The 15,034-nt window shown below is 64.9% G+C and carries 12 protein-coding genes; 11 read left to right on the plus strand and 1 reads right to left on the minus strand.

From position 1 onward, the window contains the following. Positions 1 to 91 precede the first annotated feature (91 nt). The 6 genes from ABFE16_17125 to ABFE16_17150 all read left to right on the plus strand — a co-directional run bounded on the left by ABFE16_17125 (position 92) and on the right by ABFE16_17150 (position 5,644). On the plus strand, positions 92 to 616 hold the full coding sequence (locus tag ABFE16_17125) for an A24 family peptidase (GenBank protein MEN6347022.1): 525 nt from the start codon (positions 92 to 94) through the stop codon (positions 614 to 616). 53 nt (positions 617 to 669) lie between these two features. Further along, the gene (locus ABFE16_17130; GenBank protein ID MEN6347023.1) at positions 670 to 1,092 is read left to right on the plus strand and encodes a TadE family protein; all 423 of its coding nucleotides are present in this window, start codon (positions 670 to 672) and stop codon (positions 1,090 to 1,092) included. A 53-nt stretch (positions 1,093 to 1,145) separates the two neighbouring features. Continuing rightward, complete coding sequence (locus ABFE16_17135) at positions 1,146 to 2,303, plus strand: response regulator (GenBank protein MEN6347024.1); 1,158 nt, start codon at positions 1,146 to 1,148, stop codon at positions 2,301 to 2,303. Between the two features lie 58 nt (positions 2,304 to 2,361). Further along, entirely contained in the window at positions 2,362 to 3,714 is a 1,353-nt protein-coding gene (locus ABFE16_17140) for a CpaF family protein (protein MEN6347025.1), read from the plus strand. Further along, entirely contained in the window at positions 3,702 to 4,652 is a 951-nt protein-coding gene (locus tag ABFE16_17145; GenBank protein MEN6347026.1) for a type II secretion system F family protein, read from the plus strand. Before ABFE16_17140 ends, ABFE16_17145 begins: the two co-directional genes overlap by 13 nt. Positions 4,653 to 4,717: 65 nt before the next feature. Then, entirely contained in the window at positions 4,718 to 5,644 is a 927-nt protein-coding gene (locus ABFE16_17150) for a type II secretion system F family protein (protein MEN6347027.1), read from the plus strand. An 83-nt stretch (positions 5,645 to 5,727) separates the two neighbouring features. On the opposite strand, the gene ABFE16_17155 is transcribed toward ABFE16_17150, so the two are convergent. After that, a complete protein-coding gene (locus tag ABFE16_17155) occupies positions 5,728 to 8,928 on the minus strand; it encodes a hypothetical protein (protein ID MEN6347028.1) in 3,201 nt (1,066 codons plus the stop codon). Between the two features lie 172 nt (positions 8,929 to 9,100). Here ABFE16_17155 and ABFE16_17160 point away from each other — a divergent pair, with 172 nt between their 5' ends. From ABFE16_17160 to ABFE16_17180, 5 genes are all read left to right on the plus strand, one after another. Beyond that, positions 9,101 to 10,693 carry an exo-alpha-sialidase gene (locus ABFE16_17160; protein MEN6347029.1) on the plus strand — a complete coding sequence of 531 codons (1,593 nt, stop codon included), beginning with the start codon at positions 9,101 to 9,103 and terminating at the stop codon, positions 10,691 to 10,693. A 49-nt stretch (positions 10,694 to 10,742) separates the two neighbouring features. Further along, positions 10,743 to 11,894 carry a uroporphyrinogen decarboxylase family protein gene (locus ABFE16_17165; protein ID MEN6347030.1) on the plus strand — a complete coding sequence of 384 codons (1,152 nt, stop codon included), beginning with the start codon at positions 10,743 to 10,745 and terminating at the stop codon, positions 11,892 to 11,894. Between the two features lie 215 nt (positions 11,895 to 12,109). Further along, positions 12,110 to 13,282 (plus strand): hypothetical protein, encoded by a 1,173-nt coding sequence (locus ABFE16_17170; GenBank protein ID MEN6347031.1) that lies wholly within the window; start codon positions 12,110 to 12,112, stop codon positions 13,280 to 13,282. 14 nt (positions 13,283 to 13,296) lie between these two features. Next, on the plus strand, positions 13,297 to 13,764 hold the full coding sequence (locus ABFE16_17175; protein ID MEN6347032.1) for a hypothetical protein: 468 nt from the start codon (positions 13,297 to 13,299) through the stop codon (positions 13,762 to 13,764). A gap of 176 nt (positions 13,765 to 13,940) precedes the next feature. Further along, the coding region (locus ABFE16_17180; protein ID MEN6347033.1) for a hypothetical protein at positions 13,941 to 15,034 on the plus strand (1,094 nt) is incomplete at its 3' end.

Consider the following 15,034-nt stretch of genomic DNA (forward strand, 5'->3'; position numbering starts at 1 on the left):
AACTCTCTTGCCGGACCGGAAAGCGGGCGCCGGGGGCCAAGTCCTCAGAGGTCCTCGGCCCCGCTTACCGAGCCTTCCAGGAGGTGAACCCATGAGCCTGACTGCCCTCTGCTTCGGGGCCACTCTCGTCGTGACGCTGATCTCGGCCTATACCGACCTTCGCTACGGCAAGGTGTATAACCTGGTTACGATGCCTGCCCTCGCTCTCGGACTGGGTGCGAATGCCCTGGGCTCCGGCTGGCACGGGCTGCTCCTGTCCCTGGCCGGGGTCGGAGTGGCGCTGGCCCTGTGGCTGTTGAGCCTGGCTTGCGGCGGTTGCATGGGTGGCGGCGACATCAAGCTTCTTGGCGCCGTGGGTGCCCTGTGCGGCCCGCACTTCCTGGTGGCTGCCTTCGTGATGGCCATCTTTCTCGGGGGGATCTTCGCCATCGGTCTGGCACTCCGACACCGATGCCTGGGCAGCGTCCTGTCGCGTCTCTACACCTGGATCGTGTGTAAGCTCGGCTTCGGGTGCAGCACACAGCTCAGTCCCGATCGCACGCTTCGAGTGCCCTACGCACTCCCGATCGCTCTCGGAGTCGTCATCTGCCTTCTCAAAGCCTCACCCTTGGTCTGAGTGCCATGAGACAACCAATACACCGGCGCACGCGAACTTGCCGCGGAGCTGTCATGGTCGAACTGGCCCTGGCCATGCCTCTGCTCCTTGTCATGCTCTTTGGGTGCATCGAAGCCGGCCTGCTCTTCTGTGACGCCATCGTCCTGGGCAACGCCGCTCGCGAGAGTGTGCGCATGGCCTCCGTCGGTGCACCGACGAATCAGATAGGTCTCGTCGTCGGCACTACCACCGGGTGCCTGAAGGAGGACCTGCTCGACCCGGCGACGGTGCAGTACCGCGTCTGGAACGGCATGAACTGGGGCGAGCCGCAGACCCTTACAGACGTCGAGGGACGCAATATCGCGCAGGCCGGTGATCAGGTAATGGTCACTTTGCACTACCGTCATCCTCTCGCCACCGGGGGGATGCTCGCTCCGCTCTTCGGGGGCCGCACCGAGATACCCATCACCGCACTTCGCGTCATGCGTCGCGAGTGATGCCCGTCGCAGCACACCTGCCTCACCATCCCTGACCGGCTGGAGCGATTCCCATGATCCGTTTGCTGCTCACCGAACTCTCCGCGGGAGCAGCCGAGGGCATCCGCGCCCTGCTGGGTGCCCACGAGGACCTTGAGATTGTGGGCTATCCGCGTGATGGCCTTGAAGCCGTGCAGATGGCGGCTCGCCTGCGCCCTGACGTTCTCCTGGTCCACGACCTTCTCCCTGGGCTGTCTGGGGTCGAGGCCTGCGAGCTGACCGCTCAGGCTGCTCCAGAGGTCGCCTGTGCCCTCCTGTGCGAGCAGTCCGACCCTTCCTCCCTGCGTCGGGCCATGCGCGCCGGTGCACGAGCTGTGATGACGCCTACCATGTCCCCCGAGGAGATGGCCGCCGTCCTGCGGGACCTGGCCACCGTGAGCACGATCACCCAGGCCCCGGAGTATGCCCTCGCCACCGACCCTGCCAGGATGCCCCAGACGATTGGCGTGATCGCGGCCCGGGACGGAGTGGGCAAGTCCACGCTCACCCTCAACCTCGCGACGGCTCTCGCAGCCAAGGCGCCGGACCAGGTGGTCGTGGTCGACCTGTGCGGGCAGTTCAGCAGTCTCCCGCTGCTTCTGAACCTCGCCAGCCCAAACAGCATCCTCGATCTCGCCGGCTTCGCTCAGGAGATGGACGGGGATCTGCTCGAGACCTTTCTCGGGTCGCCTTCGGCCGGGTTCAAGGTCCTCCCCGGCGGCAGTAAGTATGATCCTGCCTGGACTGACGCGCTAGGCGTCGAGTTCCTGGCCGACCTGTTCGGCCTCCTGCGCCGTCGGTACCGATTCATCCTGTGCGACATTCCCTGTGTCGTCTGGCCCGGGAGTCTTTACGCCATCACCCGATCACAGTACTGCCTTATGGTGAGCGGTCTCTCGGAAGTCACCGCGGTTCGTGAGTCTGCCGCTCTCGCAGACCTGCTCGTGCCGGCCCATCTGCCTGCCGAACGTCTGCGTCTGGTGGTCAACCGCGTCTCGTCCCAGGAGTGGTTCACCGAGGACGACCTGAAGGCCGCGACACGTCTGCCCGTCTGGCACTCGCTTCCCTTCGATGCCGCCAGTCTCTTCGCCGCAGCCAACGAGGGCGTTCCTGTTGTGGCGGCAAAGCCGAACGCGCCCTTTGCTAAGGGCGTGGTCGGACTCGCCGATAAGCTCCTTGCGGAGCTGTCCTGATCTGCAGCACTGACGGGCACCAACACCTGTACCACTGCTTCCCTGGAGGTCCGGTCGCATGGTCGCCGATGCACAGCCGCAATGGGAAACCGACTACCGCGCCACGGCCGATCGCGCGGAGGCCGACCACATGCTCAAGCTCCAGGCCGCCGTGCACGAGCAGCTCTTGGCCGCCATCGAACCGCAGGAGCTCAACCGCATGTCTCGAGCTCAGCTCATGGAGCGCATCGGATCGATGGCCGCCGAGGTGATCGCGGCCAAGCGTGTCATGCTGACTTCACGCATGCGTCAACAGCTTCTCAGCGAGGTCTTCGCCGAGGTTCGCGGCTATGGCCCCATCCAGTCACTGCTCGAGGACGACAACATCTCTGAGGTCATGGTCAACGGTCCGGAGATGGTCTTCGTGGAACGCAGCGGACGCATCACGGAAGTCCCCAAGCACTTCACCGACAACGCCCACGTGATGCGCATCATCGACAAGATCATCGCACCCCTGGGTCGCCGCCTCGACGAGTCCATGCCCATGGTCGACGCGCGCCTTCCGGATGGGTCGCGCGTGAATGCCATCATCCCACCCGTGAGCGTCACCGGGCCCTGCGTGACGATCCGTAAGTTCTCGCGAGATCCCTTCGGCGCCGACGACCTGGTCCGCTTCGGCACTCTCACGGAGCAGATGAGCGACTTCCTTCACGCTTGCGTCGAGGCACGGCTCAACATCCTGGTGTCGGGTGGCACGGGCTCGGGAAAAACCACCACTCTGAACGTTCTCTCTTCCATGATCCCGCCGGGAGAGCGCATCGTCACCATCGAGGACGCCGCCGAACTGCGGCTCATGCAACGCCATGTCATCACCCTGGAGGCTCGACCCGCGAACCTCGAAGGACGTGGCGAGGTCTCCATCCGCCTCCTGGTCCGCAACGCCCTGCGAATGAGGCCGGACCGAATCATCGTTGGTGAGGTCCGTGGCGGCGAGGCCCTCGACATGCTCCAGGCCATGAACACCGGACACGATGGCTCCCTGAGCACCTGCCACGCGAATACCCCCCGAGACATGCTGGCGCGTCTGGAGACCATGACCCTTATGGCCGGCACAGAGCTGCCTTCGCGCGCGATTCGCGAGCAGATCTCCTCGGCCGTCCACATCATTGTCCAGCAGTCCCGTCTTCGTGACGGCTCGCGGCGGATCACCCACATCACCGAGGTCCAGAACATGGAGGGTGACCACATCGTCGTCCAGGACCTGTATCGCTTCCGGCAGGACGGCGTCGACCCCACAGGACGAGTGATCGGCGAGCACGTGTCGACCGGACTGCGTCCACACTTCGCCGACCATCTGCTGGCTCAGGGCGTGCAGCTTCCCGGAGACCTGTTTCAGCAGTGGACGGGAGGCGGTCCCCAGTGCCGCCGCTGATCTTGCTGGCCGGTGTCGGCCTCCTGGTGGTTGGCGGAGGCTTCGCCGTCTACCTGGCTACACGCTCCGCGGGCCAGTCACCTCCGAGTCGCCTGGCACCACGGGCCGAGGAGGGTGCCCCAACGGCGCAATCGGGGAAGGGTTCGGCGCCGGACGACCCATCACCGGTTATCACACGCGTGCTGGACCGTCTGGGCCTGGGAAGGTCCTTGCAGAAGCTCCTTCTGCAGGCTGGACTACTCGTGCGTCCAACAGAGCTCGTTGTTCTGGTCCTCGGCCTCGCAGGTATGGGCTTCGCTGCCGGGATGGCCGTGCGCGGGTTCCTTCTGGCTCTGGTGCTCTCGGGCGTCGCGGCCGTCGTGCCCGTCGTCTACGTGCAGACCCGCCGGGCCAAACGCAACAAAGCCCTCGTGGATCAGCTTTCTGAGGCCCTCACCATGATGGCCTCCTCGCTGCGCTCGGGCTATTCCTTCCTACGGGCCATGCAGGTAGTCAGCGAGGAGATGGACGCACCGATCTCCGAGGAGTTCGGGAGAGTCCTGGACGAGATGAACGTCGGGGTCTCCCACGAGAGGGCGCTCAAGCACCTCATGGACCGCTGCCCGAGTGGGGACGTCGAGCTGATCGTCACCGCCTGCCAGATCCAGTCCACCGTCGGTGGCAACCTGGCCGAGATCCTGGATACCACTGCCGGCATGATCCGCGAACGCGTCAGGCTGCAGGGCGAGATCAGCGCCTTGACCGCCGAGGGACGCCTCTCCGCCAGCATCCTGTGTGCCTTGCCCATCTTCCTGGCGATCGTGGTGGGCCACCTCAGCCCCGGCTACCTGGACCCGCTCTTCATCACTCCCATGGGGCGCCTCCTCCTACTCGGTGCCGGAGGCGCGATGGGCATGGGCATGCTGGTCATCAAGAAGATGATGGCTGTTCAGATCTGACGTCAATCCCGTCTGCCCGGCTCGCCTGGTACTCGGGCATCTGGTGCCCCTGAGGGTGATCGTCCATGCTCCCTGCGGCAATCGCGGTCTGCATCTTCGCCGGAATCGTCTTCGTCGCTTTGTCCTTCACCCTGGAGACGCAGTCGCGCAGGATGTCAGACCGCTTCACCACCGTCATCTCCCGACCGCCGGAGGACGACCTGTCTACCGTCCTTCGCGGAAGCTGGCGTGAGCGCTTGCTGCAGCCCATCGTCGAGCGTCTCGCCGGTCTTGCGGCACGCCTCACTCCAGCCACAGCCTCGAAGGAGGCCAGCCTACGCCTCGACCGTGCAGGTCGACCCTACGGTCTCACTCCACCTCTGTGGACGCTGATCCGTCTCTTCGCCCTGCTTGCCTGCGGCGCCCTGGCCCTGTGCATCCATCGGTTCCTGCCGATCCCAGCGCAGTTCAAGGGGCTCCTGTGTCTGACCGTCCTGGCCGCAGGCGTGCTCGGGCCCAGTGGGTGGCTCGACTCGCAGATCAAGCAGCGCCAGATGGCCATCCGGAGTTCCCTGCCCGACGTCATCGACTTGCTTGTGGTCAGCGTGGAGGCTGGGCTCGGCCTCGATGCCTCCATGCAGGAAGTGATCAGTCGTCGCCGGGGGCCGCTTCTCGATGAGTTCGCTCGAGTGCTCGCAGAGGTCCGCGTTGGTGTCCGACGACGCAAGGCCTGGCAGGACCTGGCAGAACGGGCAAACATCACCGAACTGAAAGTCTTCACGGCGGCCATCATTCAGGCCGAGGAACTTGGGGCCAGCATCGCCCAGGTCATGCGCGGACAAGCCGAGAGTCTACGCCTGCGCCGCAGCCTCAGCGTTCGCGAGGTCGCGGCCGTTCTGCCCATCAAGATGCTCTTCCCACTTATCTTCTTCATCTTCCCGAGTATGTTCGTCGTGATCCTTGGCCCCGGCATGATGCACATGTTCACGTCCTTCAGCTCCATCGGCTTCTGAACCGCCGCCGCAAACAGAAGAGGGGTCGTCTCACAGACGACCCCTCTTCCCTATCCCCGCAGGTTGGCACTTCCAGCACCCGATCAGCGACCGCCCAGGGCCCTCTGCAGCTCCTCAACCGTAGCCGCCGTCACGTAGGTCAGATGTCCGCTGAAGGCGCTCCCCGGGGTCACCGGGTTCCCGAACAGGTCGGTGGCGCTCACACCCACCGCCGTCGGCAGCTTCCACACCGCAGCAGTCGGGCCGCTGGAGATCGCGGCGACCGCACGACCTGCCCCTGCGAACAGATATGCGTATACGCCCTCGGCGACTTCCAGCCGTCTCACGAACTTGGTGTCCTCGAGCAGCCAGGCCATCGCCGAATACGCGCACCCACTCGGATGGAGCTGCCCGTCCTCGTTGACGATCACCCGCCACTCGGCCTTGTTCCCCAGGTAGCTGTGGCCATGCATCGAGTACACGAAGGTCTTCTCGACACCGGCCGAGAGCAGGCTGACGATCTGGCGGCACACCCGATCGCCGGTCTCGAAGAGGTCCTCGTTGTTGTCATAGGGGATCGTCAGGCGGTAGAAGCCCGGTCCGACGGTATCGCGCGCGGCAGAGCCCTCAGTCATCCACACCGGCTTCGGGAGCTTCCCCAGCTGTTCCTGGATCGGCCCCGTGGCGGTCTTGAAGCCCTTCTCAACCACATCCTCCGGGTAGCACGACCTCCCGCCGATGTAGTTGTGGTAGCAGACGGCGTCGCAGAAGTCGAGGCCGCCGGCCTTCAACACTCCGTTGGTCCATTCGGACCCGCTGAAGCTGCGAGAGCCTGAGCCGCCGGTGGTCGAGTTGAACCCCAGGATGCGAATGCCCGGGTCTGTTGCCTTGGCATTGCGATAGGCCGTCTCCATAAGCCGCGCGAAGTCGGCCTGCGGCTCCTTGCTCGTGATGTACCCCTCGCGGTCGGTCTTCCCCTCATCGTAGCCGACACCCCACCAGGCCCAGATCCAGGGCTCGTTCCACACGTCGTAGGCATCAATGACGCCCTTGTAGCGCTGCGTTACCACCCGCACGTAGTTGGCGTAGTCCTCCAGCTTCTTCGGCTGGTAGAAGCGGTCGAAGTAGCCGTTGTGGGCCTTGCCGGGGTAGTAGCTGGCCCAGAAGGGAGCGGTGCCCAGTTCGCCGAGCACCTTGATGTGATCGCGCCGGTAGCGGTAGATCTCCTTGTCGTGGAAGGTCCACGTGCCGGGCTCAGGCTCCAGGTGGTACCAGCCCAGGTACTGCAAGCCCGCGTCATGCAGCCGCGTCCAGTTGATCCCGCAGGCCTTGGCCATGAGGTTGTGACGCGTCGTCGAGTTGGTGTGCACCCCGAAGGGCGAATCCGGGGCGTCCTTGCCCCAGTAGCGCGGGCGTCGCAGTCGGTTGATGACCAGTTCGTTATAGGTGCTGACGACCTTGCCGGCCGGGTCCTCCACCCATGCTTCAATCCGCTGCGGCCCGAAGGGGTGGGCCGCGAAGGACCCGTAGTTCAGCGTCCCCTGATGCAGCGTCGCAGTTCCCAGCGCAACCGGTGCCAGGTCCTTCTGCTCGCCGTACACATCCACCAGTCGCATCTTGAGACTGGCGCCGGGTGCTGCGCCCGTCACACAGTACTGCACCACCGTGGGCTCGTCCTCAAACTGCACTCGTGCCATCGAGGCATCGGAGTCCGGGCACGTCAGCGAGACCTCGCAGGCGGCTGCAGAGGTGTAGGCGCCAGCATGGCTGCCGGGCTCCACCTGGAGGGCATCGACCCAGGCGTCTCCGTTCACTTCGAGCTTCAGCGTGTACGAGGGGACCATGAGCTGCGGGGTGAAGGTCACCTCAAGGCGCTCCCACTCACCCTTGCCTTCCGGCTGCACGGTCTTGTCTCCCACGGTCGGCCCACCGGCGAGAACCGTCAGCCGCACCTTCTCGGCGGTCTTCACATACAGGCTCGCCGTGTGCGGCTGGAAGGCCAGCGGGACCGCAAAGGGCGCACTGTAGATGCGGGTCGGCTCGGCCGTGCTGATCTTCATTGCCGGAGCGCCGCTGGGCCCAATCGTCTGCGGATCCCCGGCGATCACCACATCGTCACCGTCGGAGTTGTCGCGATCCAGCGTCCAGCCGCTCTGCAGGCCCAGCGGGAGCCTCGATACTCGCAGCAGGTTCCGAGGTCCGCCCTCAGCGTACTTGGCCTTCAGCTCCGCGATGTAGTCGGCCCTGGTAAGCTGCGTGAGCTTCAGCTTCTGGAGGTCCAGAGTCGCGGTGTCGTCCAGGCCGATGAAGAACCCGACCGCAGGAGCGTACCTGGTCAGTCGGAAGTCGTAAGTGAAGTCCTTCCAGCTCGGTCCAAGCGCAGGCCGAACACTCCAGACCGTCTTGTAGGGTGCTCCTGCATCACGGATCTGGAACTCGGCGGCACCGGCGTTGGAGCTCCGTGCCGTCAGAGTCAGGCGGAAGAAGGTCTCCTCCTTGATGTCCTCCAACGAATGGCGGAGTTGGCAGCGCCCGTCCTCCACCTTCGTCACCTGCATACGGAGATAGCGCCGCCCCTCCTCTTCGAGGGGCTGGTAGTTCATCCATACCTTTGCCCAACTGGAGTCTTCCTGCCAGCCCTGGGGCAGCACCCCGGTTGCTCTCCCGGTGGAGTTGCCGGCCTCGGCAACGGGTGTCGCTGCGGTACCAAAGTCCGTGTCAATGGGCACCCGTGTCGGCGCCTCAGGGGCATCGACCCACTCGAGTTTCACACTCTTCAGGTCCACGCTTCCCACCTTCTCAACCCGCAGATAGAGCCCCACTTCGGCCTCTTCCCTGGGCAGCTTGAGTTCATAGCGGAAATCCTGCCACCCGGTCTGCAGGGGCACAGCGGTGTCCCACAGGTACGTGTAGGGCACCTCCCGTACTCGTACCCCGATCTGCAGTGGCTGGCCCTCAAGGCTTCTTCCCCGCAAGGTCAGGCGGCACGTGGCCTCCTGACCGAAACTGGGCAGTTGCTGAACGAACTGGCACCAGTCACGCTCGATCTTGCTGACCTTGACCCGCAGGTACCCGCCTTCCTCCTCTCCCCGTCGCTCGTAGTCTGTCCACACCCGGGCCCAACTGGACTCCTCGCGCCATCCCCAGGGGAGTGCTCCCGTCGTCCGGTCCAGGGCAACGCCGGGCTGATCCGCCACCGGCTGGTCCGAGGCAGCGAAGTCGGTGCTCACGAGTGTCAGCGTCCGGGCATGGCCGATGGTCACACCCAGACAGAGAACCAGCACCGCGGTCATGTACTTGGCCATCGCAGCGTCATCCCTTCGCGGAGCATCTATCGGTGGGACACAGAAGCGGTCCTGTCTTCCCTGTCTTGTTCCCCCTTCAGGCGAAAGCATCCTGCCTGAGAAGGACCCGTGCCGAGGTCGGCGAATAGGTCTTTCGTGGCGTACAACTCGAATCAGGGAGCTTGATCGGTCCATGAAGCCGATGCCTTTTCTGTTGCTAGTAGCCCTTGTCTCTCCCGTTCTTGCGGCCCAGACGGTCGCCTTTGACAAGCCCTCCGACCTCGACCGCTGGCAGATTGAGGTGGGCAAATGGGCCGTGCAGGACGGCGCGCTGCTACACAGCGATGCCTCATCCCATCGCTCCCTGATCTGGTCTCCAGCGCAGGCCTACTCAGACGTCGACCTCACCGTGGACTTCTACATCTACCCCGACGGCAGCGGCGTTCGTGCCCCGGGCATCGTCTACCGCGCCGTCGACCAGGTAACCTACTACTACCTGCACTTCGACTACCTCAACAAGCAGATCGTCTGGGTTCGCTCGGACTCCGCCAAGGAGTGGACGGATGCCCGGCGGCACCGCACCGATGCCCTCAAGACCGGTGAGTGGATGACCGCTCGTGTGGTCTGTAAGGGCGACACCCACGAGGTCTACCTGAACGGCAAACTGCTGTTCACCGAGAAGGATGCGACGATCCCCGCCGGAGTGATCGGCCTGCGAGCGGGACAGGGCAAGATCGCCTTCCGCAATCTCCGTGTCGAGGGCACGCCGGCCACTCTCGCGAAGCCCTTTGTGGTGACCAAGCCTCCCTACGGCGTAGTCTGCTCAGATGCCGGCGCCGGAGCCTACGAAGCCTTTCCGGACCTGTGCCGCACGCGCTCTGGCGAGTTGCTGTGCGTGTTCTATGCGGGGTACAGCCACGTGAGCGTGCCCACGGAGAAGCTGCCCAGGGGTGCACGGATCGCCCTGTGCCGCTCCACCGACGACGGCAAGAGCTGGTCGCCTGCCGAGACGGTGGTCGACACACCCATCGACGACCGCGACCCCTCCATCACACAGCTTGCCAACGGTGACCTGCTGTGCGTGTACATGAGCTATGACCCGACCCGCAAGCCGGGCACCCACCAGGTCTTCACGGTCCGCTCCAGCGACGACGGCAAGACCTGGAGTGAGCCCGCACGTGTGCCCACACCTCTCACCGGCAACGAAGCCGTCTCCACACCCGTGGTGCCACTCGCCGACGGCCGCCTCCTGCTTCCGGTGTACGGGCAGATGCGGGAACCGACCACGCCGCCAAGCTGCGTCGTCGTCCTCCAGTCCCGCGACCAGGGCAAGACCTGGGAGAGCCTGAGTCTCGTTCGCTCCAAGGATTCCGAGTCGCACGAGCCCTGCCTGCTGCCCATGCCGGACGGTCGTCTGCTGATGATGATCCGCCCCACCATGACCTCCTGTGAATCCACCGACGGCGGCAAGACCTGGACAGAGCCCAAGCCCATCGGTGTACAGGGCGACGCCCCCTACCTCTTGCTCACCTCCAAGAACCTGCTGCTCTGCGCCTTCCGACATCGCCCGACAGCCAGCACCTGTCTCATCTACAGCCGGGACTTCGGCCGCACCTGGAGCGATATGGTCACCCTCGACAGGGTGCTGGGCGCCTACCCGAGCATGGTCGAGCTTCCGGACGGCCGCGTCCTTGTCGTCTACTACACCGAGGGCAGCGGTTCGGACATCCGCTGTCTGTATCTCCGCGCTGACGATAGCGGCGTGCAGGTTCTGCCGCGCGACTGAACCGCCCGTAACTGACGCAGACTTCGCCCCACACACGCAGGTGTTCGCAATGGCCCGGTCCATCAACGACGCACATGCCGCTCTTGCCATCAAGCGCTCCATGGAGGTCAGACGCGAGGAGTACCTCGACCACATGACCTTCCGCCAGAACCGCAGGGCGCTCTTCACGGAGATCTTCGGACCCATCGTCGGACTCAAGGAGGAATGGGCGGCGCAGGGAGCGTCGCCCCAGGAACTGGACATGTCGGCCTTCCGGTTCCGCCGCCATGCGGTCGGGGGCATCCCGCTGAACACCGGTTGGATGGGCGGCCCCGAGCCCACCCTCCAGGAAGAGACCGACGACTACATCATCGGCACCGACCGCTACGGGCGTCGTGTCAAGCTCATGAAGAAGGCCGCCACGCTCCCGCTGCCTCTCGATCACCCGGTGCGGACCATGGATGACTGGCTCGCCCTGCGCCACCACTACGAGTTCTCCGAGGCCCGCTTCGGCAAGGACTGGGAGCAGACCGCAAAGGCCCACCTGGAGGCCGGTCGCGTCGTGAGCGTCTCTATTCCGGGCGGCTTCGACGAACCTCGGCAGCTTCTCGGCGAGGAAACCCTCTGCGTGGCCTACTACGAGCAGCCCGAGCTGATCCACGACATCCTGGAGACCATCGGCTACACCGCTTACCGTGTGCTTGAGCGCGTCTCCCAGACGGTCACCGTCGATATGCTCAGCGTCCACGAGGACATGGCGGGCAAGGGTGGCCCGCTGGCCGGCCCCAGGCAGGTAACGGAGTTCATCAAGCCCTACTACCGCCGTCTCTGGGACATGCTTCAGGAGCGCGGTGCGCGGGTCTTCAATCAGGACTCCGACGGTGACATGAACGCCGTCATCCCCGCCTTCCTCGACGCCGGGGTGAACATCATGCACCCCATGGAGCCCGCAGCGGGCATGGACATCGTCAAGACCCGCGAGACCTACGGTTCGCGTCTCGCCTTTGAGGGCGGCATCGACAAGCACGTGCTGCGCCAAGGTCACGGGGCGATCGAGGCGGAGCTCGAGTACAAGATCCCGCCCATGGTCGCTTCGGGAGGGTGCGTGCTGGGGCTGGATCACCGCATCCCCAACGGAACGCCGCTGGAGGCATACCGCTTCTATCATGCCAAAGCCTGGGAGATCATCGAGCGAGAGGAGGCCCGGTTGGCCAGGTCTTGAGGCCGCTGTCCGTTGCAGCGAAGGGAGTAGTCGCACTCTCATGCCCGTTTGGGCCAAGGTACGAAGAGGGTATTACCCCTAGCGTATGTATCCTGTGAGGTAGCTCCCATGCCCCTTTGCCTTGCAGTACCAGAGGGCCCGGGCCGGTACCCACTCAGTCCGCACCCTGGGTGACCGCGCCGTGGCCCCGCATTCTCAGTAGGGAGGTTGGCCCTATGAGTCTCACCCGCAAAGCCCTGGCCGTCGGTGCCGCGCTTGCGCTGTGCCTGGCTGCCGTGGGACTGGGATCGATGGTCCGGATGGCCCTACCTGGGCTTGCTCCGCCCGTCGCCTACGCACAGCAGGCAACGGCCACCACTCAAGCCGCTCTGCCCCAGGCTCGTGTCGAGAAGTTCACCAACGAGGGGGTTGTCCGTGGCAAGGTCTTCATCGGCACCCGCGAGGTTATCCGCTGCGTCTGGCCTTCTGCGGAGCTTGAGCCCTTCGAGCGGGCATCGCTCGCTGCAGGTCGCATCAATCTCGCGCTGGGGGCTGGCGCAGGTCCTGGTGACTTCCAAGCGGTCCAGCAGCAGGCGGGCGGTCCTTGGATAGTCGTCGCCGGGGACCGCGTGATCATCAGCGTAGCTCCCAAGGAGCCCGCTGCCTACGGAATCACAGAGCAGGGGGTTGCCCAGCGCTGGGCAACCAGCATTAACAACGCGCTCTACGAGGCCTTCGGCACCAAGCCCGGCCAGCCCAAACCTCTGCCGCCGATGCCTCTTGAGGCGCGCAAGGCGGTCGTCAACGGCAACGAAGCCGGCGTCCTGGTCTACAACAACAACGAGGTCCTCCGCATCCTCGCCCCCGCTGCGAGCATGGGTGCCTATGACCGCGCCAACATCGTGGCCGATCGCCTCCGCAAGGCCGTCTCCGAGGGCGCAATGGCCCAGGATGTTCGTGCCGCCGATGTCTACGGGATGTCCGTGGTCCAGGTCGGCGAGACCCTCCTGATCACCGTCGATGATGAGGACGCCCGGCGAGCCGGCAAGGAGCCGCAGGCCCTGGCCCGCACCTGGGCCTCGAGCATCTCCAATGCCATCGCCGCTCACTACGCCAGCGCCGGTGGCTCAGTCCAGCCGCCGACCGAGGAGTGGCAGCCCACAGAGCCCTACGAGGACAAGTGGGTGCCCATCATCAGCGTGCTTGAGGGCGTCAAGCTCGGTATGGCTCGGGTGAACGGCCCGTCCTCCGCAGTGTCCCTCGTTCAGGCGGTTGCACAGCTTGAGACGCACTGGAAGGACTACGTCGAGATCGACCTCTACGTACCCATCTCCACCAAGGTGCCGGGGAAGACCCTTGACCGCGTCAAAGCCGTCGGGGTTACCGGCCTGGGTGACATCAAACTCTAGAGGAGGCGCCAGCCATGATCAAACGCAAGCCCTATCATTGTCTCGTGGCGCTCTTGTGCGCCTTCTGCTTCTTCGTCGGCCTCAATGCCGCACCACCTCCGGCCATGGCACTTGACCTCGGAGGCGCCCTCGGAACGGTCCTTAAGGTCGGCGGCATCGCTCTTGTCGTCAAGCAGTTCGGCGACCAGATCGACAGCTTCATCAACAGCGTGCTGGGCCAGAAGGGCATCGGGCACGAGGGCAAGACCAAGGTCGTACCGATCCTCCGCATCGGATCGGGCACGGCTGTCGGTGCGGTTCAGGTCGTCGGTCCCGCAGTCCAGGTCAAGAAGGTCCAGGCGGTCGCAGAGGTTGAGATGACCATCGGCAATCGCGTCCGCGCTCGAGCCCTGATTCCCATCACCACCAAGAAAGCGGAGACTTCCAGCATCCGTGGCGTCGGCGGAGTCGGGGTCTCGGCCAACATCAAGTTCCCGCTGTAGCACCTCAGGGCAGCACTGCCTGATCTACGGGCGCGAGTTCGTTCACCTCTGTCGGTGTACGCTAGCTCGCGCCCCTTTCCGTGTCGGGAACACTTTCGTCATGCCGACGTCAGACCTTGCGACACCAACCTGCTGAAACACACAAGCGCCACCCGTTCTGGAGGAGGATGGGTTGCATGACACGCTGCGTCATCGCTTTGGTCCTGCTCATCGTCGGCATCGCTTCCGCCCAGGTGACTGAGCCGGTCGGCGGTCCACCCACACCACCACCCCTGCAGCCCCAGGCCGACTACTCTCGCAGCGCCCCGAGCTTGGGCGACAAGACCTATACAGTCCATGTGGCGGGCACGGTCCGCGACGCCTTCACCGAGCTACGCAAAGCAACAGGGCTCTACTTCTCACCGGCCTTCGAGCCACCGGGCCGACCGGGCGTCGTCCAGAGCCCCGCCAAGCTCATGGAGACCCCTGTGTTGCTGGACTTCGAGAACACAACGCTGGACAAGATCCTGCTCTCACTGTGCGAACAGGCGGGTCTCGTCTACGAGGTCAACGCAGGCCAGATGATCACCTTCCGACTCGGCGACCTGAAGCTGGACAGCCGCCCAACCGTCGGGGTCGAGGACTTCACCCTCCGCGTTACTGGTGCCGGCATCACCTCTCGGCGCAGCTTCATCTTCGGTTGGGGCTGGGACACGCCCGATCAGCCGGACTACAACGACCAGCTCTACCTGACCCTGCAGATCAGCGCGAAGTCGCCCGAGGCGATGAGCCGTCTGGCGGGCATCGGAGGCACCCTCAATGCCGTCACGGACAAGGGCAGCACGCTGGACTCGCCCATGGTAGGGCCGGATGGTGACCGCCCCATCATCGTGTCACGAGTCGCGGGTGGACCTGGCGGCCTGCCAAGCCTGACCTCCTACCCCACCCAACTCATCTTCACCGCCCCGACGGATGGCGCGCAGAAGGTCACCCGGCTCCAGGGCAACCTGCTTTTGTTCTCCGACGTGTCCAGCATCGACCTGCGGATTCCAGCGGGAGCTGGGCCCGGCGAGAGCTTCGAGCAAAACGGGACCAAGCTGACGGTGGAGAGCTCCCGGCAGCTTGAGGACGGGTTCGAGATCGTCCTGCGGCGCACCGACCCTTCGCGTCCAACTCCGCCGCCTCCGCCACCGCCTGCTCCCCTTGTGCCTCCTGGAGGACCTGTTCCGCCCGCTGGTCCGGGCGCTCCGCCACCAGCCGGACTGGGCGCTCCAGGTGGACCGGCGGCCCC

Source organism: Armatimonadia bacterium (genome assembly GCA_039679385.1).
In the GTDB taxonomy this organism is placed as follows: domain Bacteria; phylum Armatimonadota; class Zipacnadia; order Zipacnadales; family JABUFB01; genus JAJFTQ01.

Bases quoted from the DNA above. Each gene is read 5' to 3' on its own strand.
- ABFE16_17125 (MEN6347022.1), top strand. From the start codon at position 92: ATGAGCCTGACTGCCCTCTGCTTCGGGGCCACTCTCGTCGTGACGCTG.
- ABFE16_17130 (MEN6347023.1), top strand. From the start codon at position 670: ATGGTCGAACTGGCCCTGGCCATGCCTCTGCTCCTTGTCATGCTCTTT.
- ABFE16_17135 (MEN6347024.1), top strand. From the start codon at position 1,146: ATGATCCGTTTGCTGCTCACCGAACTCTCCGCGGGAGCAGCCGAGGGC.
- ABFE16_17140 (MEN6347025.1), top strand. From the start codon at position 2,362: ATGGTCGCCGATGCACAGCCGCAATGGGAAACCGACTACCGCGCCACG.
- ABFE16_17150 (MEN6347027.1), top strand. From the start codon at position 4,718: ATGCTCCCTGCGGCAATCGCGGTCTGCATCTTCGCCGGAATCGTCTTC.
- ABFE16_17155 (MEN6347028.1), bottom strand. From the start codon at position 8,928: ATGGCCAAGTACATGACCGCGGTGCTGGTTCTCTGTCTGGGTGTGACC.
- ABFE16_17160 (MEN6347029.1), top strand. From the start codon at position 9,101: ATGAAGCCGATGCCTTTTCTGTTGCTAGTAGCCCTTGTCTCTCCCGTT.
- ABFE16_17165 (MEN6347030.1), top strand. From the start codon at position 10,743: ATGGCCCGGTCCATCAACGACGCACATGCCGCTCTTGCCATCAAGCGC.
- ABFE16_17170 (MEN6347031.1), top strand. From the start codon at position 12,110: ATGAGTCTCACCCGCAAAGCCCTGGCCGTCGGTGCCGCGCTTGCGCTG.
- ABFE16_17175 (MEN6347032.1), top strand. From the start codon at position 13,297: ATGATCAAACGCAAGCCCTATCATTGTCTCGTGGCGCTCTTGTGCGCC.